We start from the raw sequence: 22,761 nt of genomic DNA on the forward strand, positions 1-22,761 counted from the left end.
ACAGTGCTACCGCCTATCGCGCGCCTCCGCAGGGCGGGCGACGCGCAGCGCGGACACCGCGCGCTTGAGCAGCGGATGTTCGAGCAGCTCATCGACCGTGACCGGGAGCGGAATCCGCCAGTTGGGATATTCGTCGACGGTGCCGGGCAGGTTGGGCTGGCGCGGCTCGCCGATCGCGTCCTGCGGCGAGATGAGCAGCAGCCTGCTGGCCGCCGTCGCCAGCAGGGCGTGCAGGGCGGCGACGAGATCTTCCTCGTCGGCGTTCGGTGGGAGCAGGCCGTGGCCGGCGAGTTCGGCGAGCAGTTCGTCCCGGTCTCCGGCGGCGCGGCGGGCCTCCGCGTCCGGGTCGTCGAGATGGCCCAGCCCGGCCCGCACCCGCACGTTCTCACCGCGCAGGAAGCCCGCCGCGGTCGGCAGATCGTGAGTGGAGATGCTGGCCATCGCCTCGGTCGACCAGCGGCTCGGCGCGAGCAGCGGCGCGCCGGGCGCATCCTCGTCACGTTGGAACCACAGCACCGCGGAACTCAAGACGCCCCGTTCGCGCAAGGTCTCGGTCACCTCGTCCGGCACGGTGCCGAGGTCTTCGCCGACCACGATGGCGTTCGCCCGGTGCGCTTCCAGCGCCAGCACGCCGAGCAGGGCGTCGGCGTCGTAGCGGACGTAGGTGCCCTCGCTCGCCGGGCGGCCCGGCGGGATCCACCACAGCCGCCACAGGCCGGCGACGTGGTCGACGCGGATGCCGTCGGCGTGGGCGAGGACGCTGCCGATGACGTCGCGGAACGGCTGGTACCCGGTGGCGGCGAGCCGGTCGGGGCGCCACGGGGGCAGGCTCCAGTCCTGGCCCTGCCTGCTGAACGCGTCCGGTGGGGCGCCGACGGTGACCTCGGAGGCCAGCACGTCCTGCAGCGCCCAGGCGTCGGCGCCCGCCGGGTCGACACCGACGGGCAGGTCGTGCACGATCCCGACGCCGAGGCCGGCGGCGCGGCCCGCCGCGCGGACGTCGGCGAGCTGGTGGCCGCACAGCCGCTGCACCCAGGCGTGGAAGCCGACCCGGTCGGCCAGGTCGCGGCGGGCGGCGGCGACGGCGGGGCCGGTCGGGTGGCGCAGGTCCGCGGGCCAGGTTCGCCAGTCGGCGCCGTGCCGTTCGGCCAGGGCGCAGAACGTGGCGAAGTCGTCGAGCGCGGGGTCGGTCGGCTGGGCCCGTCGGTCGGGTGCGTGCCGCCACAGCAGTTCCAGCGCCGCGAGCTTGGCCTTCCACACCGCGTCGTAGTCGATCAGTTCGGCGCCCGCGGGCGGGGCGAGCGCGCCGACCTCGGTGCGCACCTCGGGTGGGGCTTGGCGGAAGGCGTCGAGGTCGGTGATCGGCAGATACAGGGGATTGGCGAACCGGCGGCTCGACGGCGAGTACGGCGACCGCTGCAGCGGGGTGACCGGGGTGATCGCCTGCACCGGGTTGACCAGGACCACCCCCGCCCCCAGCCGGGCCGACCCGGTGAGCAGCGCGCGCAGGTCGGCCAGGTCGCCGATGCCCCACGAGCCCGCCGAGCGCAGCGCGTAGAGCTGCACCATCCAGCCCCACGCGGGTGGGACGGGCGGCAGCTTGGCGGGGGCGACGATCACGGTGACCTGGCGGTCTTCGATGGCCAGGGTGTGGACGCCGAGTGGCAGGTCGGGAGGGAGCCGGTCGCGGACCGGCCGCGTGGCACCGTCTTCGGTGGTGAGGACACCCGCGGCGCCGATGGTGGGGGACTCCCCGGCGCGCAGCACGAGCGTGTCCGGCACCGTGGCCCGGTCGCGCCGGGCCCGGGCGTCGGACAGCTCGGCGCGAACCGACGCGGGCGTGCCCGCGTCGACGCCCAGTTGGGCGAGCACGGCCACCACGACGTCGTCGGCGATGTCGATCCGACGCCGTTCGGTGTCCTCGTACCAGGTGGCGACACCATGGGCATCGGCCAGGTCACGCAGGTCGGCGTCGGCCAAGATGGCCCTCCTCGTCGCGGCGGGTGCTCGTGTTTCTCACCGTAAACCGCCGCGCGTCCGCGCGCCTTGCGAACGATCTTGGTCATAAATCGCCACACTTTCGCGCATCTTTTGGTTGACCGCCGCCAATAGTCTTCGTACTGTCGTTCTATGACCGTGACCCGGCACACATTCAAGGTGATCGCCACGGTGATGATCTCTATCGCCGCCCTGAACACCCCGGCGGCGGCGGTGGACGCTCCCTACGAGGTGCTGGTCTTCAGCAAGACGGCGGGCTTCCGGCACGACTCGATCGCCACAGGCGTCCAGGCCATCCGGGAGCTGGGCGCCTCGAACGGCTTCACCGTCACCGCTACGGAGGACGCCGGGGTGTTCACGGGCGCGACGATCGACCGATACGACGCGGTGGTCTTCCTCAACACCACCGGCGACATCCTCGACGACGCCCAGCAGACCGTGTTCGAGAACTACATCAGGGCGGGCGGTGGTTTCCTCGGCGTGCACGCGGCCGCGGACACCGAATACGACTGGCCCTTCTACGCGCAACTGGTCGGCGCTCAGTTCCACTCGCACCCGCAGATCCAGCAGGCGCCGAACCTCGTCGAGAACCGGGGCACGGCGGCGACCGCGCACCTGCCGAGGACCTGGACACGCACCGACGAGTGGTACAACTTCCGCACCAATCCCCGCGCCACGGCACGGGTCTTGGCGAGCCTCGACGAGACGGGCTACACCGGCGGCAACATGGGTGGGGACCACCCGATCGCCTGGTGCAAGACCTACCAGGGCGGGCGCGGCTTCTACCTCGGGGGCGGCCACACCATCGCCTCCTACGCGGAGAACCAGTTCCGCGGGCTGCTCCTCGGCGGCATCCGCTACGCCGCCTCGCGCGCGAAGATCGATTGCCGTCCGGAAACCGGTTACACCGCGCTCTACGACGGCGCCACGACGGGGTGGTCGCAAGCGGGACCCGGCGGTTTCACCAACAGCGACGCGACGCTGACCAGCTTCGGCGGCATGGGTCTGTACTGGCACAGCGCCAAACAGTTCACCTCATACTCGCTCAAGCTCGACTGGCGGATGGCGGGCGACGACAACTCCGGGGTCTTCATCGGCTTCCCACCGTCGAACGACCCGAATTCGGCGGTGCGCAACGGTTACGAGATCCAGCTCGACGCCACCGACAGCGCCGACCGCTCTACCGGCGCGATCTACGGGGTCAAGGCGCCCGACATCGCGGCCCGCGACGCGGCGCTCAACCCGGCAGGGGAGTGGAACGGCTTCGAGCTCCTGGTCGAGGGCGAGCGCGTGCGGGTGTACCTCAACGGCGTGCTGATCAACGATTTCACCAACACCGACCCCGCGCGTTCGCTGCCCGGGCACATCGGTCTGCAGAACCACGGCAGCGGCGACGACGTGTCCTTCCGCAACGTCCGGATCCGAGAACTGACCGGCGACCGGACTGTGCAGGCCGAGAAGTACACGACCGCGAGCGGCGTGCAGCCGTTCACCAAGACCGGTGCGCACGACGGCCGGACCCTGGGCTACGTCGACCCCGGCGACTGGGCGGCCTACGACAGCGTCGACCTGACCGGAGTCCACGCGTTCCGGGCACGCGTTGTCTCCGGCGGCCCGGGCGGGACGATCGAGGTCCGCACGGGTTCGCCGACCGGGCGCGTGCTGGGATCGGTCGCGGTGCCCAACACCGGCGGCTGGAACACCTTCGCGGAGGTGCGGACAGCGCTGAATGGGGTGCAGGCAGGCAACCAGGCTGTCTATCTGACGTTCACCGGGACCGGCGGCGGTCTGTTCGATGTGGACGACTTCACGCTGGTCACCGCGGCAGCCACAAGCTCCGGGGTTCCCGAGCGGGAGCGCGGTTGCCGTGGCCGACGGTGAGAGTGCACAGCGGTGGGGCTGGTCCGACACTGTGCTGACACAGTGCCGGCCGAACCCCACCGCTGCGCTTCGACTCAGCTCTGGAAGCAGGGCTTGTCGAACTTGTAGTCCTTCGCGGTGGGTCCGACGAAGAACGGTTTCACCGTGCTGACACCGGTCGGTGAGGCGTCATCCGGCTTGGCGATCATCGTCTCCCGGACCACACCCGCGTTGGCGTCGCCGGTGAAGTTGCCCGCGGACGCGGGCAGCATGCCCTCATAGTCGACCTTGTCCAGTTGCTTGACGGCCTTGAGCAGGCCCTCCCGGCTCAGGTCCTTGTTCGCGACGGCCTTCTTCAGCGCCGCCTGCAGCGGGTAGGACCAGACCCAGCCCGCGGTGTAGCCGTCGTTGCCGGTGACCCCGGTGCCGAGCGTGTCGCGCATGTTCTTGTGCCCGGGGGTGTCCGCGGTGAACGTCTCCCACGGGCCGGACTGCAGGTACAGCGCCTTGAACGCGGGGCCAGCCGGGCTCTTGAGCAAGCCTGGGTTCCACGTCGGGCTGGTGCCGATGTACTTGCCGGTGAAGCCGCGCGCCGCGGTCTGGCCGACGATCACCGCCGCGTCGGTCGGACCGGTGGTCAGGATGACCAGGTCGGGCTTCTTCGAGTTGACGGCGTTGATCGCGCCCGCCTGGTTGTCCTGGCCGGAGGCGGTCTCCACCGCCTCGAACGTGAGGCCGTTCTTCTCCGCCGCCACCTTGGCGCCCGCCGCCGCGTCCTCGCCGTAGTCGCCGGGGTAGTGCACGGCCATGACGGACTTGGGCTTGAACTGCTCGACCGCGTAGTCGATCGCGTTCATCGACTCCAGGCAGTAGTTGGTGCCCGATTCCAGGATCACGTCCTCGAACGCCCACGCGGACGTCCAGGACGCGGGCACGGACACGATGTTGTTGTCACCCAGGTCCCCGATGATCGCCGCGGTCGTCGGCGAACCGAGCGTCTGGGCCAGGCCGAGCACCTTGCTCTTGATCTCCTGGTAGACCTGGTTGTGAGTCTCGGGGTTGTACTTGTTGTCGCGGACGTACGTGGTGACGTCGACGCCGTAGCCGTCGATGCCGCCCGCCTTGTTCACCCGCTCCCAGAACTTCTTCTGCGCCTCGGTGATCGGCACGGCCAGGGCCTTGAACGGGCCGGAGGTCAGGTCGGAGATCGTGCCCAGGAAGATGCAGCCCTTGGTCAGGTTCGGCGTGTCCTTGCACGGCTCGGCGGTGACACCCACGTCGGTCTTGACGGCACCTTCGCCGCCGCCACCGCCCCCACCGGAGTCACCTCGGCCGCAGCCGGTCGCGATCAGCGCCAGGGCGGACAGGCCCGCCAGCAGCTGAGTTGTTCGACTGGTCATCGGTATTCCTTTCGTGGCAGGCGAATCGACTGTGAGTAGGAGTAGGGCTAGTAGGAGAAGGGCTCAGTAGGAGAAAGGCCACGCCTTGAAGTAGTTGCGTACGCGGATCCAGATTCCGAAGAGCCCCCTTGGCTCGAAGATCAGGAAAAGGATGATCATCAGCCCGTAGAAGATGATCGCCAGGTTGGCCGCGCCGAGCGGCGCGGTCACGTCCGAGCTGATGAACGGCAGCACTGTCGGCAGCTCCTGGGTGAGCCGCGGCAGCATCGTGATGAACAGCGCGCCCATGATCGAGCCGGAGATCGTCCCGGCCCCACCGATCAGCACCATCGCGACGAATTGGATGGACAGCAGCAGGTTGAACGAGTCGGGTTCGACCCGACCGAGGACCGCGTAGAGCAGCGCGCCCGCGCAGCCCGCGTAGAACGACGAGATGCCGAACGCGAGCACCTTGTAGCGGGTGACGCTGACCCCGATCACGTCGGCGGCGATGTCGCGGTCGCGCACCGCGGCGAACGCCCGGCCTACCTTCGACCGGACCAGGTTGCGGGCGAACACGGCGAAGATGATCAGCAGCACCAGGGTCAGCAGGTACATCTTCTGATCACCGGTGAGCAGGTCGCCACTGCGGTCGAGGCGTTGCCCGAACAGCTCCGGCACCGGACCCTGCCTGCCCACGCCCGGCCCGCCGGTGAGCGACTTCCACTCCTTGAAGATGTGCAGGCCGAGGAACACCAGGCCGAGGGTCACGATGGCCAGGTAGAGCCCGCGCAGCCGAGTGGCCAGCGGCGCGACGATCACGCCCGCGATCCCGGCCACCAGACCGGCGGCGAGCAGCCACACGGGCAGGAACGTGATGCCGAAGCCGATCGTGCGCCTGCCCGGCTCGCCGCTGAGCGCCGACGCGGTGTACGCGCCGATGGCGAGGAAGAACGCGTGGCCGAGGCTGACCTGGCCCGCGTACCCGGTCACGATGTTCAGGCCGATCGCGCCGATCGCCGCGGCCAGCCCGGTGGCGAACAGGTGCAGCCACTCGTCGGGCAGGCCGAACGGCACGTAGGTCGCCGCGAGCAGCACCATCGCCACGACGGCGAGCTGTTTGGGCCGGGTGTTGAGCATCCGCAGGTTCTGCCCGTACGAGGTGTACAGCTCGGGCCTGCCCCACAGCTGCCGGGAGGCCTTGGTGGACCGCTGGTCGGTCATACCCGTTCCACCTCCTTCGTGCCGAACAGCCCGTACGGTCTGACCAGCAGCACCAGCAGCATTACGACGTAGGCCGAGACGACGGAGAAGTTCTGGCCCAGCCACGGCGCGAAGTCGCCCTGGTAGGTGGCGACCAGCGACTCGACCAGTCCGACGGTGAACCCGCCGATCACCGCCCCGCCCAGGGAGTCCAGCCCGCCCAGGATGATCGCGGGCAGCGCCTTGAGCGCGATGATCCACAGGTTCTGGTCGATGCCCGCGCCGGTGGCCTGGAACGTCCCCGCGACCGCGGCGAGCGCGCCCGCCATCGCCCAGGACGTGGCGAACACCGTGCCGACCGAGATGCCTTGCGCCAGCGCGGTTTCCTGGTTGAACGAGGCCGCCCGCATGGCGAGGCCGAGCCGGGAGTACTTGAAGAAGGAGAACAGCACGACCACGAGGAGAACGGTGGTCACCAGCATGACGATGTGCCGCTCCTGCACCTGCACGCTGCCGATGGTGATCGAGCTCAGCCCCCACGGGTCGCCGACGGGCCGCACGTCGAGGCCGATGAAGATGTTGGCCACCAACCGGACCACGATGTCGATGCCGAGGGTGATGATCGCGATCACGAACACCGGCTTGCCGACCATCGGCCGGATCACCGTCCGCTCGATGCCGAGGCCGAGCAGGGCGACCCCGATCGCGCCGAGCACCAGGGCCAGGAAGAAGCCCCACGGACTCGGGATCCCGAGCAGCGGCTCGGCGAGGAAGCTGACCGCGAGGGCGCCCGCGAGCATGAACGCGGGCTGGGCGAAGCTGACCACCCGCATCGACTTGTAGATGATCACGAAGCCGAGCGCGAGCAGCGCGTAGACCGACCCCTGGCCGAGTCCGCCCGCCACCGCCTGCAGGAAGGTGGTCATGCGCCGCCTCCCTTGGCGTACATGGATTCGACGAGGTCGTCGAAGAGCTTGCCCAGTGCCGACCGCTTGACCTTCTGCGTGGCGGTCAGCTCGCCGTCCTCGTGGTCGAGTTCCTTCGGCAGCATGCGGAACTTCTTGATTTGCTCGACATTGGCGAACTTCGTGTTGACGTCGTCGACGATGCCCTGCACCAGCTTGATCACCTCGGGACGTTCGGACAGGTCCCGGTAGGTGGTGTACGGGATGCGCTTGCGCTGCGCCCATTCCCCGACTGTCTCCAGTTCCACACCGATCAGCGCGGTCAGGTACGGGCGCTTGTCGCCGATCACCACGGCTTCCTTGATGTACGGCGAGACTTTGAGCGCGTTCTCGATCTCCGAGGGCGCGACGTTCTTGCCGCCGGCGGTGATGATGATGTCCTTCATCCGGTCGGTGATCTTGACGTGCGTGCCGTCGACCCACACGCCCACATCGCCGGTGTGCAGCCACCCCTGCTCGTCGACCGCCTTGGCGGTGGCCTCCTCGTCGCGCCAGTAGCCGGCGAACACGCCCGCGTGCCGGGTCAGGATCTCGCCGGTCTCCTCGTCGACGCGCAGGTCGACACCGGGGTGCGGCTCGCCGACCGTGCCGAGCTTGACCCGCCCGGGCCGGTTGGCGGTGGCGATCGCACTGTTCTCGGTCATGCCGTACACCTCGTGCATCGGCACCCCGATGCCCATGAAGAACTTCAGCACGTCCGGCGCGATCGGCGCCGCGCCCGAGGCGGCGTAGCGGACCTTGCGCATGCCGATGCGGTCGCGCAGCGCGCGGTAGAGGAACAGGTAGCCCAGCGCGTAACGCAGCCGGGTGCCGGGTGTGTGCTTGCCGCCGGTGCGCACCAGGGTGTCGCCGATGCCGTCGGCCACCTTGAGCCAGAACCGCGCCAGCGCGCGCTTGGCCGGGGACGCCGAGGCGATCTTGATGTTGACCCCGGCCAGCACCTTCTCCCAGATTCGCGGCACGCCGAACAGGATCGTCGGCTGGATCTCGCGGAGGTTGGGCTGCACGGTCGCGATGGACTCGGCGAAGTTGACCTGCACGCCCGCCGAGGAGTTGAACCAGGTGGTGAAGATCCGCTCGGCCACGTGGCACAGCGGCAGGTAGGACAGCATGATGTCGTCGGTGCTCGGTGGGGGAGAGGTGAACCCGCCGCTCTCGATCAGGGTCTGGATGCTGAACTCGACATTCGCCACGGTCAGCATCGCGCCCTTGGGCGGACCTGTGGTGCCGGAGGTGTAGACCAAGGTCATGATGTCTTCGGACCGCGCCTGGCTCATGGTCTCCTCGACCGCGCCCGGGTGCGCCGCCCGGTGTTCGGCGCCCATGGCCAGGAGGTCTTCCCAGAACAGCAGCTTCGGGTTGTCGTAGCGGCGCCGGATGCCGCGGGGTTCCAAGTAGACGATCCGCTCGAGCTCGGGCAGCTCGTCGAGCACGGAGAGCACCTTGTCCGCCTGCTCCTGGTCCTCGGCGAGCAGGATCTTGCTGCCGGAGTGGGCGAGCAGGTAGGCGACCTCCGAGGCCGGGTTGGTCGGGTAGAGGCCCACCGTCATCGCCCGCACCGCCACCGCGGCGAGGTCGGTGTAGAGCCACTCCCGGCGGTTCTCCGACTGGATCGCCACCCGGTCGCCGGGCGCCACGCCGAGCGCGAGCAGGGCGTGGCCGACCAGTTCGATCTTGTCCCAGTAGTCCGACCAGGACACTTCCTGCCAGATCCCGAAGTCCTTCTCCCGCATGGCGACCGCGTCGGGCATGGCCCGCGCGCGATCACGCACCCTGGTCACGATGGTGGTCGTGGTCTTGGTGCCCGGTTCGGCGACCTGGGTCATGTCGTCACCTCCGTCGGGTGTTCCTGCCCCAGGTACGCCCGGATGACGCCGTCGTCGGCCTGGACCTGGCTGGGCGTGCCGGTGACGATCGGGGTGCCGAAGTCCATCGCCATCACCCGGTCCGCCAGGTCCATCACCAGGCCCATGTCGTGCTCGACCAGGATCATCGGGATGTCGAGCTCGTCGCGGATGTCGAGGACGAAGCGCGCCATGTCCTCGGTCTCCTCGAGGTTCATGCCCGCGACCGGCTCGTCGAGCAGCAGCAGCTTGGGCTCCATGGCCAGCGCCCGCCCCAACTCCACGCGCTTCTGCACCCCGTAGGGCAGCAGGCCCACCGGGAACGCACGCCACTGCTCCAGTTCGAGGAAGTCGACGATGTTCTCCACCACGGCGCGGTTGGCGATCTCCTCGCGGCGCGCCCGCCCGAACCAGGCGAACGCGGACGGCGCGCCGTAGCGGATGTGGTGGTGCCTGCCGAGCATCAGGTTGTCCAGCACTGTCAGGTTCGAGAACAGCTCGATGTTCTGGAACGTCCGGGCCATGCCGAGCGCGGCGATCCGGTGCGGCGGCTTGCCCACCAGGTCGACGCCGTCGAACACCACCCGGCCCCGCTGCGGCCGGTAGACCCCGGAGAGCACGTTGAAGATCGACGTCTTGCCAGCGCCGTTCGGGCCGATGATCGCGAACAGCTCGCGCGCGCCGACCTCGAAGGACACGCCGTTGACGGCCTTGACGCCGGCGAAGGACAGGTGCACGTCGTCGAAAACGAGAATGGGCTCGCGCAGTGACACTGATTCGCTCGCAGGCTCGCTCATGACAGCCACCGCTTCCGCCGCTTGTAGTGCTTGACGTCGCGGAAGGACTTGACCGCGCCCTCGGCGCCGAGTCCCAGGTAGAACTCCCGGATGTCCTCGTCGGCGAGGAGTTCCTTCGCGGGCTTGTCCATCACGATCTTGCCGTTCTCCATCACGTAGCCGTGTTCGGCGATGGACAGAGCCATGGTGGCGTTCTGCTCGACCAGCAGCACCGTCGTGCCCTGGACGTTGATCTGCACGATCAGGTCGCGGATCTGCTGGACCAGCAGGGGAGCGAGGCCGAGGCTGGGCTCGTCGAGCAGCAGGTAGCTGGGGTCCGACATGAGCGCCCGGCCCATGGCGAGCATCTGCTGCTCACCGCCGGAGAGGTAGCCCGCGGTCCGTTTGCGACGGTCGCGCAGCACGGGGAACAGCCCGTAGACCCGGGCGAGGTTCTCCTTGAGGTGCTTGATGTTCGTGTGGGCGCCGACCCGGAGGTTCTCCTCGACCGTCAGCTCGGCGAAGATCTGCCTGCCCTCCTGGACCTGCTTGATCCCCTTCCCCACGATCCGGGCCGCGTTGCTGCGGTGGATCGGCTCGTCGTCGAGGGTGATCGACCCCTTGGTCACCTCACCCTCATGCACCCCGAGCAGGCCGGAGATGGCCCGGAGCAGCGTCGTCTTGCCCGCCCCGTTAGCCCCCAGCAGGGCGACGATCTTGCCCTCCGGCACCTCGAGACTGACGCCGCGCAGCACCAGGATCACGTCGTCGTAGACGACCTCGAGGTTGCGGACCGCAAGCATCAAACCTCCCACCGGTGACCCGCGTCACACTCTGTCAGCAGAGCATTGATCACGCGACCGCTGAGACCAAGCAATGAGGTTTGATTCGTTATACGTTCACCGCGTCCGGCAGGAGGATGCTGCCGTTCACGTCACCACCCGCTACGCACCGTGTTCAAAGGCGAGCAGCGGTCAGTCGAGCAGCGTCGTCCCGTTGAACACGCCCAGCCGCTCCTGGTAGAGCTCAAGGCCGACCCCGTTCGGATCCCGGAAGTAGACGCTGTCCTCGACCCCGCGATCGGGCCCGAGGTACTCGATCCCCGCGTCGTCGAGCTTTTTCTTGGCCGCGTCGAACATCTCCGCCGACACCGAGATGGCCAGGTGCTGCACCCCGCCGATGGTCTCGGTGAACGGCGGGTGGTCGTGGCCGGGGAAGTCGAAGAAGCCGAGCAGGTTGTGGTTGCCGATGTCGAAGAAGAAGTGGCTGGACCCGGCGTAGTCACGGTTCTCCACCAGCTCGACCAACGGGAACCCGAGCAGCTCCTGGTAGAACGTGATCGTCTCCTCCACATCGCGGCAGATCAGCGCCAGGTGGTGGATACCGCGGACCGTCGTCGCCTGCCGGGGCCGCAGATACCGCTCCCGCAACGACTCCCGACGCGCTCGGATCTGTTGGAGTTCCTGACCTTCCGGCTGCGGCATTCCGCTCCCTTCGCCCGACTGGTGCGTGATCGTCAACTGTATTCCGATCGCGGTCGCGGCTCACGTCGAAGCGGTTGATCGTCTTCTCGCCGGGGTAACTTCCAGGGAGTCGCCGAGTGGCCGAGGAGCACCGAAATGAAGCTCTACGCCGACCATCCCGCCCGCCGCGCGCGCCAGGCCACCACCGACCTGGTCGCCCTGCTGATCGTCTTCGCCACCGTGTGGCTCGCCACCGAGGTCCGGGAGCGGGTGCTGGGACTGCGGGCCCCCGGCCAGGGCCTGGTCGACGCGGGCAGCCGGTTGAGCGGCACGTTCGACGCCGCCGCCGACAACGCCGACGACGTGCCCCTGGTCGGACGCCCGCTCGCGGACGCCCTGCACACCGGGTCGGCGGGCGGCGCCCGGCTCAGCGAGGCGGGCCGGTGGCAGATCGAGGCCGTGGAAAGCCTGGCGCTGTGGCTGACCGTGGCGTTGATCGTCGTCCCGGTCACCCTGCTGCTGATCGTCTGGCTGCCCCGTCGGGTGCGGTACGCCCGCGAGGCGGGCGCTGCGGTGCGGCTGCGCGATCAGGGCCCGGACGGACAAGACCTGCTCGCGCTGCGGGCCCTGGTGACCCAGCCGCTGTCCCGGCTGGCGTCGGCGGGCCCCGTCGGCGCGGGCTGGCGCACCGGCGACCCGGAGACGGTGGCGGGCCTGGCAGGCCGGGAACTGCGCAGGCTGGGCCTGCGCCCGCCCGCGAGCCGACCGGCGGCCGAGAAACGCTAGGCCAGGGCGGTCACCCAGGTCGCGGCGACGCCACTGAACAACACGAGTGCCACGGCGACGCCCGCCCCCGGCGCGCCCGCGACGAGGGCCGCCACCCCGAGAGCGGCCAGCGCCGTGGCGACGGCCGCGCCGATCAGCACGATCTTGCGCATTCCCGGGCTGACGGTGTGGGTGAGGCCGGTGGCCATCGCCCACAGGCCCAGGGCGAAGGTGAGACCGAGCAGCCCGGTCGGGCCGCTGGTCGTGCTGATCACCGCGCACGCGATCGCGGCGGCGGCGAAGGCGAGGAAACCGTAGGTGGCGACGCGGGCCGGGCGGTCGACCACGTGGCGGTCGCGGCTGAGCAGCAGGACGCAGTTCATGATCGGTTCGAGCGTCCAGCTCAGGACCACCAAGCCGATCGAGACGCCGAGCACGACGGTCGCCCAAGTCTGTCCGTTGTAGGGCCGAAGCACCCGGCTGAGGATGAAGGGCGCGATCAGGACGGCGATGCGCACGCCCTTGGGCAGCGTGCCGAGCCACAGTTGGAACCGCAGGAGTTGGCCGTAGAGCGGGTTGCGGGTCTTCAGCGCGAGGGACAGGCCTTCGCGGGCGCCCTTGTCGGTGGGGTCCAGCCGCAGTGCGGTGCGCTGGGATCGGACCGCGGACTTGCCACCGCCGCGGCGCAGGGCGAGCAGCCCCTGGATGCGGTGGGCGTCGGCGTTCTCCGGGTCCAGGCGCAGGGCGTCGGCGACCGCGAGTTCGGCCTCGGCGAACCGGCCCGCGTCATGGAGGGCGGCCGCCTGCAGGGCGGCGGCCCCGGAGTCCTCGGGGTCGAGGGCGCGCGCCTTCTTGATGCACGCCAACGCTTCTTCGGCGCGGTCGTCGGCGAGCAGGATGGAGGCCTCCTGCAGGTGCAGGCCCGCGACGTTCGGGGCCAGCGCGATGCCGCGGCGGATCGTGGTGAGCGCCTCGGGGTGTCGGCTCAACCCGGCGAGTGAGCCAGCGTGGACGGCGTGGGCGAACACATTCTCCGGCTCCGCGGCGAGAGCGCCTCGGCTGACGTCATGGGCCTCGCCGTACTTCTCCTGGCGCAGCAGGGCCTGCGCGAGCAAGACCTGGACCATGGTGTCGTCGGGTTGGCCCGCGAGCGCCGTCCGGAGCTGCTCCTCGGCCTCCCGCGCCCGGCCGAGTCCGAGCAGGGCTTGACCCCGCCGCAACGCGGCGTCGGTGACGTCGTTCATTCCACACCCCAGTGGCAGATCGCGGCTACTTCCCGGCACACGGTAGAGAAGTCGCTGGTCAACTGCGGAATCGGGTCGGGTAGCGTGCGCGGCGTGACGCATGATCCGGTGATCGAGGCCCTGCTCGGCGCGCTCGCCGGCGACGCGGGCAACCATCCCGTGCGGGTCCACCTCGCGAACCTCCTGCTCGAAGCGGGCCGAACCGCGGAGGCGCTTGAGCAGGCGACCACCGTGCTCGCCGCCCAACCGGACAACGTCGAGGCGCTGCGCGTCGCCGCCACGGCCGCCCGGGCGGTCGGCGACGAGGCCAAGGCCACCGCCTACGCCCGCCTCGCGACGGCGCTCGACCCGGCCGCGGCGGTCCCGGACACCGCGGACGAGATCCTCGACCGATGGGCCACAAGCGATCCCGTGGTCGAGCCGGACATCGGCACGATCCGGGCGGCGGGGATCACGCTCGCCGACGTCGGCGGTCTCGCCGAGGTCAAGAAGCGGCTGGAGCTGTCGTTCCTCAAGCCGCTGCGCAACCCGGAGCTGCGGCTGCGGTTCGGCAAATCGCTGCGCGGCGGGCTGCTGCTGTGGGGACCGCCCGGCTGCGGCAAGACACTCGTCGCCCGCGCGCTGGCGGGTGAGCTGGGGGCGAGCTTCTACGAGATCGGCCTCAGCGACGTGCTCGACATGTGGATCGGCAGCAGCGAACGCAACCTGCGCGCGATCTTCGACACCGCCCGCCGCAACCGGCCGTGCCTGCTGTTCTTCGACGAGATCGACGCACTCGGCCAGAAACGGTCCCAGCTGCGCGGCGGCGGGTCCGCCCTGCGCGGCGTGGTGAACCAGATCCTCGCCGAACTTGACGGCGCGAGCACCGACAACGACGGCGTGTTCGTCCTGGCCGCGAGCAACCACCCCTGGGACATCGACTCCGCGCTGCTGCGCCCCGGCCGCTTCGACCGGACCGTGCTGGTCCTCCCACCGGACACCGACGCGCGCGAGGCGATCCTGCGGTTCCACCTGCGCGGTCGCCCCACCGACCGGATCGACCTGGCGAAACTCGCCAAGCTCACCGACGGCAGGTCGGGCGCTGACCTGGCGTTGATCTGCGAACAGGCGACCGAGGTCGCCATGGACGGCTCGCTGACCGCGGGACGCCTGGAGCCGATCACCCAGCGCCACCTGGAGGACGCGGCCCGCGCCGTGCGCCCGAGCATCGGCGAGTGGATGGAGACCGCGCGCAACTACGCCCTCTACGGCAACGACACGGGCGCCTACGACGAACTCGCCGCCTACCTGAAGAAACGGCGTCGCTGACGCCCGCGTCGCTACCCCGACCCGCAGGTGTCGGTGCTCTTCAATGCCTCCGCGGCCAGCTCGGAGTGGCACCGAGCAGCGTAGCCACGGAAGTCCTTTCGGATATCGAGGACGGCACGCGGCGTCAGGCGGCTCACGCCGCAGTGCCTGAGCGAGCAGTTCCTTGGACCAGACCCGTCGATCAAGGACACGCCGCTGATCGATTCGTCGCCGTGTGCCTCCAGGCACAGCACTGGGTGATATTGGCAATCTTCATAGATGTCGCCAGGCCTGATATCAGGAACGTCCACTGCGGACACCGGTCCTCTGTCGTGCATCGCGGGAAAAGTCGAGCCGAGCCTAAGGCGTCACGGGAATGTTGGTCAGGCCGTTTCGGGCGTTGGTGACGGTGTTGGAGGCGTACACCTTGTTCGGCGCCGAGGTGCACTTCGACGTCGACGAGATGTAGACGGCGTAGTTGCCCACCCCGCCCAGGTCCGAGGTGTTGGACCGCCAGACGTTCCCGCAGCCGTACCCGGTGACCGGGTTGTGCGTCTCGTAGCCGTTGACGAACGTGCCGGGCGCGGCGAACGTGCCCCGGTTCTGCTCGATCAGGTAGTTGTTCCCCTTGGCGTCGATCCAGGAGTCGGCCGAGTTCTGGCCCGACAGGCCGCGGCCGTCGAAGGTGTTGCCCCGGATGACGCCGCCCTGGGTGCCTTCCTTGATGTCGATGTGCTCGGCCGCCACTCCCGGCCCGATCTGGTTGTCCAGCACCTGAACCCGGTCCGAGCGGTCCATGCCGCCGGAGTTGCCCAGGCAGCCCCAGTTCGAGTTGGCCGACCCGATGTAGACACCTTCGCCGTAGCCCGGCTTGACCAGGCCGATCTGCTCGATCCGCGACCGCTTCAGCACCCCATCCGCCGATGACCGGCGGAAGTGCACGCCCTCCTCCTCGGTGTGGTGCACGTACACACCGTCGATCGTGACGTGGTGCGAGTTGTCCAGCACGATGCCCTTCTTCGACTCGGCGACAGTGAAGCCGGTCAGGTTCCAGTGGGGAGCGTCGAACAGCCACAGGCCGTACCCGGAGTCCCAGCCCGCGGTCGGCACCGAGCAGGACGGCGCGGTGCCGCTGGGACCGTCGTTGATCAGGACGGCGTTCCGCGGGCCGGTCAGGGTGATCGGCGCGCTCGCCGTGCCCGCCTTCTGGGACAGGAACGTGCCTCGGTAGGTGCCCGCCGCCATCCGGATGGTGCGGCCGGGTCGGGCGTTGGTCAGCGCGGACCTGAGCTGGTCCGAAGTGGACACGTCGACGATGTCGGCCGGGCTCGCCGCGGCGGTGATCACGAGGTGGTCCAGGTTGGCCGTTCCGCCGGAGGTGCCCGCGGTGACCCGGATCTTGTTCGTCCCGGCGGACAGCGTCGCCGTGGTGGTCACGGTCCGCCATGTCGCCCAGGCGCCGGTGGAGGGGAAGGCGAGGTCGTCGGCCACCACTGCGCCGTTGACACTCACGTCGGCCGGTCGGCCCGTGCTTCCGTTGGCGTAGCGGAACGTCAGCGTGTGCGAACCCGCCGCCGCAGTGACGGTCCACTCGACAGACGCGCCGACGGCGTTGGTCGTGTTGCAGAACCCGGTTCCGGTGTAGCCGGCGTGATCGGAGTCGACAGTTCCTTGGCACACCGCGTTTTCCGCCTCATACCGGTCTGGAGCCGGCGGCGCGGTGGTGGTGGTGGTGGTCGGCGGCGTGCTCCCCACCGACTTCAGGAACAGGGACTGACCCGCGTCGGTCTTTGAAGCGTCGACGCCGTGGCCGCCGGTGTAGTCGCCGCGTTCGTTGTTCGCCCAGTCGGTGATCGGCGCGCCCGCCTTGTCCAGGTGGTGCCACCCGGTGCCGGACCAGCCGAACTGGTACACGCGGTGCCGGTCGGGGTAGTAGTCGACATACGGGTCGGTGTCGCTGGTGAGCTGCTTCTTCATGGTGTTGTTGAAGAAGACGTTGCGCGGACCGGTGGAGCCCGACCACTTCACCGCCTTCTGGCCGGCGCCCCACCAGATCGGGAACCAGTTCGAGTCGTCCGGCCCGCCGCCGCCCTCCTCGCCGCAGTTGCTCAGGCAGTTGGCCGAGCGGTGCGCGTACGGCACGGTCACCGTGTTCAGCTCGAACAGGTTGTGCCGCTCCCACCCGCCGTGCAGGTTCAGGTCGGAGTCGAAGTCGTTGCCGATCACCACGTTGCCCGACGCGGACCACTGGAAGGTGAAGTGCCGCAGGTTGCGCGAGGTGTTCCCGGCGTACAGCGAGTCCCACACCCGCGAGCCCCGGAAGTAGCCGTTGCCGCCCTTGCCCTTGTTCCACGCGCCGTCGAGGTGGTTGTCGACGATCTGGAGGTTCTTCGCCTCCTCGGTGACGATCGGGTGTGACCCGGTCATGTCCGCGCGCACGCCCCGCACCCAGGAGTTCGCCGCCCACTTGAAGACAATGCCGTGCATCTGGTCGGCGGGGGACATGTTGCCGTAGTTGTGCACCGCCTTCGCCGGGTCGAGCGTGGGCATGGCCTGGGTGAAGCTGAGGTTCTCGAAGCCGACGCCCACCACCGGGTCCACGATCGGCGACGCCTTGGAGGGGTAGACCGCGCCGTCGATCGGCGCCGAACCGTCCGAAGTGGACGAGACCGGGACGTCGTACTCCAGTGGCTTGTCCAGCGTGATCCTGCGGTTCGCGGTGTCCACCGCGGTGATGGTGAACAGCTGCTGGCGCATGTGCTGGTTCAGCATGGGATGCGTGGCCGACACCGCCTTCTGCTGCTCGTAGAACTTGACCGAGTTCGCCGCCCGGATGTTGACCAGGCCGCCCACGGTGAATCCCGTCAGCGATCCGCTGCTCGCGAGTTGGACCACCCGGTCGCCGGTGCGCGCCGAGAACGCGGTGTCGCCCGCCTTGCCGCCCAGCTGCACACCCGCCTTCCAGTGCACGTTGGCGGTGCCTTCGAAGATGTCCTTGCGGTTGGCGGGCGCGGAGGCGTAGTCACTGGCGTATGCGGTGTGGACCGCGCGCGACTGCACCCGGAACAGGCCGCGGCCCGGCCACAGCCACCCGCCTTTGCCCTGCCCGTGGGTCATCCCGTCCTCGTCCCAGTCCGAGCCGTCGGGGGTGAGGGTGTCGTAGCGGGTGTTCGCGTCGGGCCGGAACACGATCCGCGTTCCGGCCGCGGGGTCGCTGCCCGCGCCGCGGATCACCAGGTAGTCGGCGTCGACCGCGAGCTGGCGGGACACGTCGAGGACGCCCGCGGGCAAGGTGATCAGGCTCAGCTTGGCGTAACCCGCCGAGGGTGAGCAGCGGGTGCGGACGGCGTCGATCGCGGCCTGCAGCCCGGCGCTGTCGTCCACGCCGTCACCTGGTCGGACCCCGTGCTGCCCGGCGAGTTCCGCGGGGGTGAGTTGGCAGGCGGCGTCGGGGTTGATCTCGTTGGCTCCGGGCAGCGTCGCGCCACCGCGGAAGCCCGCTTTGCTCCAGTCGTACAGCCCCGGTATCGGGGCTCGGCGGTTGGCCGGCGACAGGTCGAGCCCGGCGGCGGCCTGGCCCGCGGCGGGAACCGTGGTCACCAGCACGACCGGCGTGGCGACCGCGAGGGCGGCGACGACGGCGAGGGCCAGCGGCCTTCGATGAGCAGGGGAAAGGTGCGGCACTGCGACCTCCCGGTCAAAGGGGGAGAGGAGGCCGCCGGCACAGGCGGCTGCCGAACACTTAACTGTTCGGCAGCCAGCCCGTCAATAGATGAACAGTATTTAGTTTCGCGTCCACATATGTGTCAGCTACCGGATGCCGTGGATCCGCAGGGTCGTGGCGAGCTGCTGGGTGTGCTTCATGATCGCGGTCGAGACGCGGTCGAGTTCGTCGTCGTCGACCTTGTCGGCGGGCATCGAGCAGCTGATCGCGTCCGTGGCCGGGATCCGGTAGTCCACCGCGACCGCCACGCAGGCGACACCTTCGGTGCCCTGCTCTCGCTCGTAGGCCCAGCCACGGGATCGCACCAGGTCGAGCTCGGCGAACAGTGCCTCGCGGTCGGGCAGCGAGTGCGGGGTGTGCTGCTCGAGTTCCTCCGGCACGATGGCCGCGACCTCGGCCGGGGTGAGCTGGGCGAGCAGGGCCTGCCCCAGGGCGGTGATGTACGCGGGCAGTCGTCGGCCGACTCGGGAGATGAGCCGCATCGAGTCCCGTGACTCGCGGCTGGCCAGGTAGAGCACGTGCGCCTCGTCGCGGCGGGCGTAGTGGATCGTGTAGCCGATCTCGGCGCGGAGGTCCTCCATCGCCTGATAGGCGTAGTGCAGCGCGGGATCGCGGTCCAGGTAGGCCGTTCCGGACAGCAGGGCGTGCGGCCCGACGCCGAACTTCGTGCCGGTGTCGTCGGCCTCGACCCACTTGAGCTCGCGGAGTGTGCGGATCAGCGCGTGCAGGCTCGACCGCGGATATCCCATGAGTTCCTGCAGGTCGGAGATGGTCAGCCAGGTGGGCGACGCGGCGAGCGTCTCCAGGATGCGGACGGTGCGTTCGGCCGATTTCACCGGCGAGACCTCGGAAGCCTCACGAGCCATGGCGTCCAACTTTCTGCGCAAAGTTTTCATGTCTGTTGACCGTCAGCATACCGCTCGCTATCTTTACCCGACATTAACAACACATATACAGACGCCGTACACATATGTGGACAGGAGTGTTGTGTTGAGTGACCTTCGACGAGCGACCAGGCCGGTGTCCTTGCTGGTCGCAGCCCTGATCGGGCTGGGCAGCGCCGGCTGCGGCGGCAGCGCACCGGCTGCCCCTGATCAGGACGCCAAGGCCCCGCTGCAGATCTGGATTCGCAAGCCGCCGGGTTCGCCCACCGAGAAGACCGCCAAGGCGCTCGCCGCCGACTTCACCAAGGCCACCGGCATCGAGGCCACGGTGACCGCGATCTTCGAGGACTTCGAGACGAAGCTGCAGCAGGCGGCGGCGGGCAAACAGCTCCCCGATATCGTCCTCAACGACACGGCCCAGCTGGGCTCCCTGGTCAAGCAGGGGCTGGTGCGCGAGGTGAACCGGGAGTCCGTCGCGGGCGGCGACCAGGTCGCCGACCTCGCCTGGCATGCGACCCGGGGCGCGGACGGAAAGTCCTACGCGGTGCCGTTCTCCGCGCAGTCGTTCGCGCTGTTCATCCGCAAGGACTGGCGGGAGAAGGTCGGCGCCGGGCAGCCGAGGACCTGGGCCGAACTCGACGCCCTCGCCACGGCGTTCACCACGAAGGACCCCGACGGCAACGGCCAGGCTGACACCCACGGCTACGTCATCCCCGGCTCCACCAAGCGCGGCTACATGGCCTGGTACGCCAGCGGTTTCCTCTGGGCCAACGGCGGCGACTTCTTCACCGAGAAGGACGGCAGGTTCGCCCCCGCGGTCGCCGACGCGAAGTCCGTCGCCACGGTCGACTGGCTCAAAGCCCAGTTCTGCACTGCGAAGACCGTCGCGCCGGGCGCGGTGACCATGGAGACCACGCAGGCCCACCCGGTGTTCGAAGGCGGCAAGGCGGGCATTTACCTCACCGGCCCGTACAACATGGCCCGCTTCGACAAGAACCTGGGCGCGGACAAGTACGAGGTGATCCCCGCGCCGAAGGGACCGGACGGCAAGCAGGCGTCGCTGGCCGAGGGGGAGAACGTCTACCTGATGGCGGGCTCGAAAAACCAGGCGGGGCAACAGAAGTTCGCCGAATTCGCGATCTCCGCGCCCGGGCAGACCATCGGCATGGCGGGCGACACCGACGGCAACATCGTGCGGCTGCCGGTCAACTCCGCGGTGAAGCTGTCGGAGGTGCGCAAGGACGCCCGCTGGCAGATCTTCGATGACGTCTACCGGACCGCGGGCCGCTACAGCCCGGCCGTGCCCGACTGGACGCCGTTCCGCCAGGCCGCCGCCGAGGCGATCAACGCGGTCGTCGCCGACTGCGGCTCCGACACGAAGTCCCACCTCGACAAGCTCGCCGAGACGTTCGCGGCGGAACTGCTCAGGCAGGGGGTGGCGGCGTGAGGACGGACGCAGGCTGTGCTTCCGGGACCTTCGCCGCCGAACAAGCCAGGCAGGGGGTGGCGGCGTGACGACCGCCGCCGCGCCCCCTGCCCACCAACCAAGCCAGGCGCCGCCGCGGATCGGCGCCTCGCGTCCCACCAGCCGATTCACCCGGAACCTTCGCGGCCACACGGTCGCGTGGCTGTTCCTGACTCCAGCCCTGGTGCTGTTCCTGGTCTTCAAGTTCATCCCGATGATCCGCGGCATCGAGATGAGCTTCCACGACGTGCGCCCCTACCTCGGCGACCGCTGGGTCGGCGTCGACAACTACGTGCGGGTGCTTACCGACGAGGCGTTCCTCTCCGCGATCAACCACACCGTGATCCTCGCGGTCGGGCAGACCGTCGGCTCGATCGCGCTCGGCTTTGTACTCGCCCTGCTGTTGGAGGGCACGGTCCGGCACCTGTGGTTCATCCGCACCGCCGTCTTCCTGCCCGCCATCGTCACCATGGCGGTGATCACCGAGGTCTGGCGGATCCTGTACTACCCCTCGGCGGACGGCGTGGTGAACGGGATCATCGGCTGGTTCGGCGCCGGCCCGTCGCAGTTTCTCAACTCGCCGGACACCTCCCTGATGTCGGTGATGGCCGTGGGCATCTGGCGCGGCGCGCCCTACGACATGATGATCATCATTGCCGGGCTGGCGGGTGTGGACCGCACGCTCTACGAGGCCGCCGACGTGGACGGCGCGACCACCCGGCAGCGGCTGTGGCACGTGACGCTTCCCGCGCTGCGCCCCGTGTTCGCCATCCTGCTCACCCTCGCCGCCATCCGCGGGCTGCGCGTGTTCACCGAGATCTTCCTGCTCACCAACGGCGGGCCCAACGGCTCGACCGAGGTGCTGATGACCCTGGTCTACAAACTCGGCCTGGAACGCAGCGAACTCGGTGTCGCCGCGGCGGGATCGGTCGTGCTGCTGGTGGCCACCGTGATCCTCACCGTCGCCGTGCAGGTCTGGCGCGCCCGGTCGGTCGCGAAGGGAGCGGGACGATGAACCGCGGCTACACCCGCGCCGACTCCGCGCTCGGCTTCAGCGCGCTGCCGGGGACAGCGGGCCGCGCGGTGCGGCTGGTGGTCTACACCCTGATCGTCTTCGTCTTCGCCGGACCGCTGGTCGCGGTGATGGTCGGGTCGGTCAGCCGGGTGCCCGACCCCAGCGGGCTGAGCCTGATCCCCACCGACTTCACCCTGGAGAACTTCAGCGCCGCGATCGAGCGCGACGTGCTGCTGTACCTGCTCAACTCGTTCGTCGTCGTCGGCGGCGGCCTGGCGCTGCAGATCCTGGTCAGCATCTCCGCGGCGTATGCCTTGGCGCGCAAGAAGTTCCCCGGCATGCGACTGGTGCTGCTGCTGATCCTGTCCACCATGATGCTGCCGGAGGAGATCCTCGCCATCCCGCTGTCGCTGGTGCTGTCGGACGTGCCCGTGGTGCACGTCAACCTCATCGGCAGCCTGGTCGGCATGATCGTCCCGGTCGGTGCCTGGGGCTTCTCGATCCTGGTGATGGCCGAGTTCATGAAGGAAATCCCGATGGAGCTGGAGGAGGCCGCGCGCATCGACGGCGCGGGCGACCTGCGGATCTTCTGGTCGATCGTGCTGCCGCTGTGCAAGCCCGCACTCGGCGTCATCGCGATCTTCGGCTTCACCATGATCTGGGACCAGTACATGCTGCCGCTGCTGGTGGCCCAGGACGCGAGCCAGTTCACCCTGCCGCTCGCGCTGCGCACCCTGCGCCACGACGAGCAGGTCGGCACCGGCGCGCTGCTCGCGGCCGCGCTGCTGGCGATGCTGCCGTCGGTGCTCATGTTCCTTGCCATGCAACGGCAATTCGTCAAAGGGCTCACCGCGGGCGGGGTCAAAGGCTGACCGCGCTACCTTCCAGC

General features: G+C 69.2%; 17 protein-coding genes. 6 read left to right on the top strand and 11 right to left on the bottom strand.

Translation table 11 applies throughout. The features are described from left to right. Window positions 1–6: 6 nt before the first annotated feature. Window positions 7–1,983 (bottom strand): 4-alpha-glucanotransferase, encoded by a 1,977-nt coding sequence (gene malQ / locus C8E96_RS24025; protein ID WP_091368334.1) that lies wholly within the window; start codon window positions 1,981–1,983, stop codon window positions 7–9. A 147-nt stretch (window positions 1,984–2,130) separates the two neighbouring features. On the opposite strand from malQ, the gene C8E96_RS34500 reads away from it, so the two are divergent. Beyond that, window positions 2,131–3,879 (top strand): ThuA domain-containing protein, encoded by a 1,749-nt coding sequence (locus C8E96_RS34500; protein WP_091368337.1) that lies wholly within the window; start codon window positions 2,131–2,133, stop codon window positions 3,877–3,879. A 74-nt stretch (window positions 3,880–3,953) separates the two neighbouring features. On the opposite strand, the gene C8E96_RS24035 is transcribed toward C8E96_RS34500, so the two are convergent. The 7 genes from C8E96_RS24035 to C8E96_RS24065 form a co-directional block, all read right to left on the bottom strand. Then, on the bottom strand, window positions 3,954–5,258 hold the full coding sequence (locus C8E96_RS24035; RefSeq protein ID WP_091368340.1) for an ABC transporter substrate-binding protein: 1,305 nt from the start codon (window positions 5,256–5,258) through the stop codon (window positions 3,954–3,956). A gap of 63 nt (window positions 5,259–5,321) precedes the next feature. Continuing rightward, window positions 5,322–6,461: a branched-chain amino acid ABC transporter permease gene (locus C8E96_RS24040; protein ID WP_228769580.1), complete on the bottom strand. Its 1,140-nt coding sequence runs from the start codon at window positions 6,459–6,461 to the stop codon at window positions 5,322–5,324. Next, a complete protein-coding gene (locus tag C8E96_RS24045) occupies window positions 6,458–7,366 on the bottom strand; it encodes a branched-chain amino acid ABC transporter permease (protein ID WP_091368343.1) in 909 nt (302 codons plus the stop codon). Before C8E96_RS24045 ends, C8E96_RS24040 begins: the two co-directional genes overlap by 4 nt. Beyond that, window positions 7,363–9,231, bottom strand: a complete 1,869-nt coding sequence (locus C8E96_RS24050; RefSeq protein ID WP_091368347.1) for an AMP-dependent synthetase/ligase — start codon at window positions 9,229–9,231, stop codon at window positions 7,363–7,365. The genes C8E96_RS24045 and C8E96_RS24050 overlap by 4 nt, the downstream gene beginning before the upstream one ends. After that, window positions 9,228–10,046, bottom strand: a complete 819-nt coding sequence (locus C8E96_RS24055; RefSeq protein ID WP_091368350.1) for an ABC transporter ATP-binding protein — start codon at window positions 10,044–10,046, stop codon at window positions 9,228–9,230. The genes C8E96_RS24050 and C8E96_RS24055 overlap by 4 nt, the downstream gene beginning before the upstream one ends. Then, entirely contained in the window at window positions 10,043–10,828 is a 786-nt protein-coding gene (locus C8E96_RS24060; protein WP_091368352.1) for an ABC transporter ATP-binding protein, read from the bottom strand. Before C8E96_RS24060 ends, C8E96_RS24055 begins: the two co-directional genes overlap by 4 nt. Before the next feature lie 171 nt (window positions 10,829–10,999). Further along, on the bottom strand, window positions 11,000–11,509 hold the full coding sequence (locus tag C8E96_RS24065; RefSeq protein ID WP_091368355.1) for a VOC family protein: 510 nt from the start codon (window positions 11,507–11,509) through the stop codon (window positions 11,000–11,002). Window positions 11,510–11,644: 135 nt separating this feature from the next. Here C8E96_RS24065 and C8E96_RS24070 point away from each other — a divergent pair, with 135 nt between their 5' ends. Beyond that, window positions 11,645–12,274, top strand: a complete 630-nt coding sequence (locus tag C8E96_RS24070) for a hypothetical protein (protein ID WP_091368359.1) — start codon at window positions 11,645–11,647, stop codon at window positions 12,272–12,274. On the opposite strand, the gene C8E96_RS24075 is transcribed toward C8E96_RS24070, so the two are convergent. Continuing rightward, a complete protein-coding gene (locus tag C8E96_RS24075) occupies window positions 12,271–13,497 on the bottom strand; it encodes a tetratricopeptide repeat protein (protein ID WP_091368363.1) in 1,227 nt (408 codons plus the stop codon). The genes C8E96_RS24070 and C8E96_RS24075 overlap by 4 nt on opposite strands. Before the next feature lie 93 nt (window positions 13,498–13,590). On the opposite strand from C8E96_RS24075, the gene C8E96_RS24080 reads away from it, so the two are divergent. Further along, window positions 13,591–14,805, top strand: coding sequence for an ATP-binding protein (locus tag C8E96_RS24080; RefSeq protein WP_091368366.1), 1,215 nt, complete (start codon window positions 13,591–13,593; stop codon window positions 14,803–14,805). 339 nt (window positions 14,806–15,144) lie between these two features. On the opposite strand, the gene C8E96_RS34215 is transcribed toward C8E96_RS24080, so the two are convergent. Then, a complete protein-coding gene (locus C8E96_RS34215) occupies window positions 15,145–18,468 on the bottom strand; it encodes a carbohydrate-binding protein (RefSeq protein ID WP_228769581.1) in 3,324 nt (1,107 codons plus the stop codon). A 126-nt stretch (window positions 18,469–18,594) separates the two neighbouring features. Beyond that, window positions 18,595–19,374 carry an IclR family transcriptional regulator gene (locus tag C8E96_RS24090; RefSeq protein ID WP_091368374.1) on the bottom strand — a complete coding sequence of 260 codons (780 nt, stop codon included), beginning with the start codon at window positions 19,372–19,374 and terminating at the stop codon, window positions 18,595–18,597. Between the two features lie 124 nt (window positions 19,375–19,498). Here C8E96_RS24090 and C8E96_RS24095 point away from each other — a divergent pair, with 124 nt between their 5' ends. From C8E96_RS24095 to C8E96_RS24105, 3 genes are all read left to right on the top strand, one after another. Beyond that, complete coding sequence (locus tag C8E96_RS24095) at window positions 19,499–20,839, top strand: sugar ABC transporter substrate-binding protein (RefSeq protein ID WP_228769582.1); 1,341 nt, start codon at window positions 19,499–19,501, stop codon at window positions 20,837–20,839. 64 nt (window positions 20,840–20,903) lie between these two features. Next, window positions 20,904–21,872 (top strand): carbohydrate ABC transporter permease, encoded by a 969-nt coding sequence (locus tag C8E96_RS24100; RefSeq protein ID WP_228769583.1) that lies wholly within the window; start codon window positions 20,904–20,906, stop codon window positions 21,870–21,872. Further along, a complete protein-coding gene (locus tag C8E96_RS24105) occupies window positions 21,869–22,744 on the top strand; it encodes a carbohydrate ABC transporter permease (protein WP_091368378.1) in 876 nt (291 codons plus the stop codon). Before C8E96_RS24100 ends, C8E96_RS24105 begins: the two co-directional genes overlap by 4 nt. The last annotated feature ends 17 nt before the right edge of the window (window positions 22,745–22,761 follow it).

Origin of the sequence: Actinokineospora alba, assembly GCF_004362515.1 — a bacterium.
Lineage (GTDB): Bacteria > Actinomycetota > Actinomycetes > Mycobacteriales > Pseudonocardiaceae > Actinokineospora > Actinokineospora alba.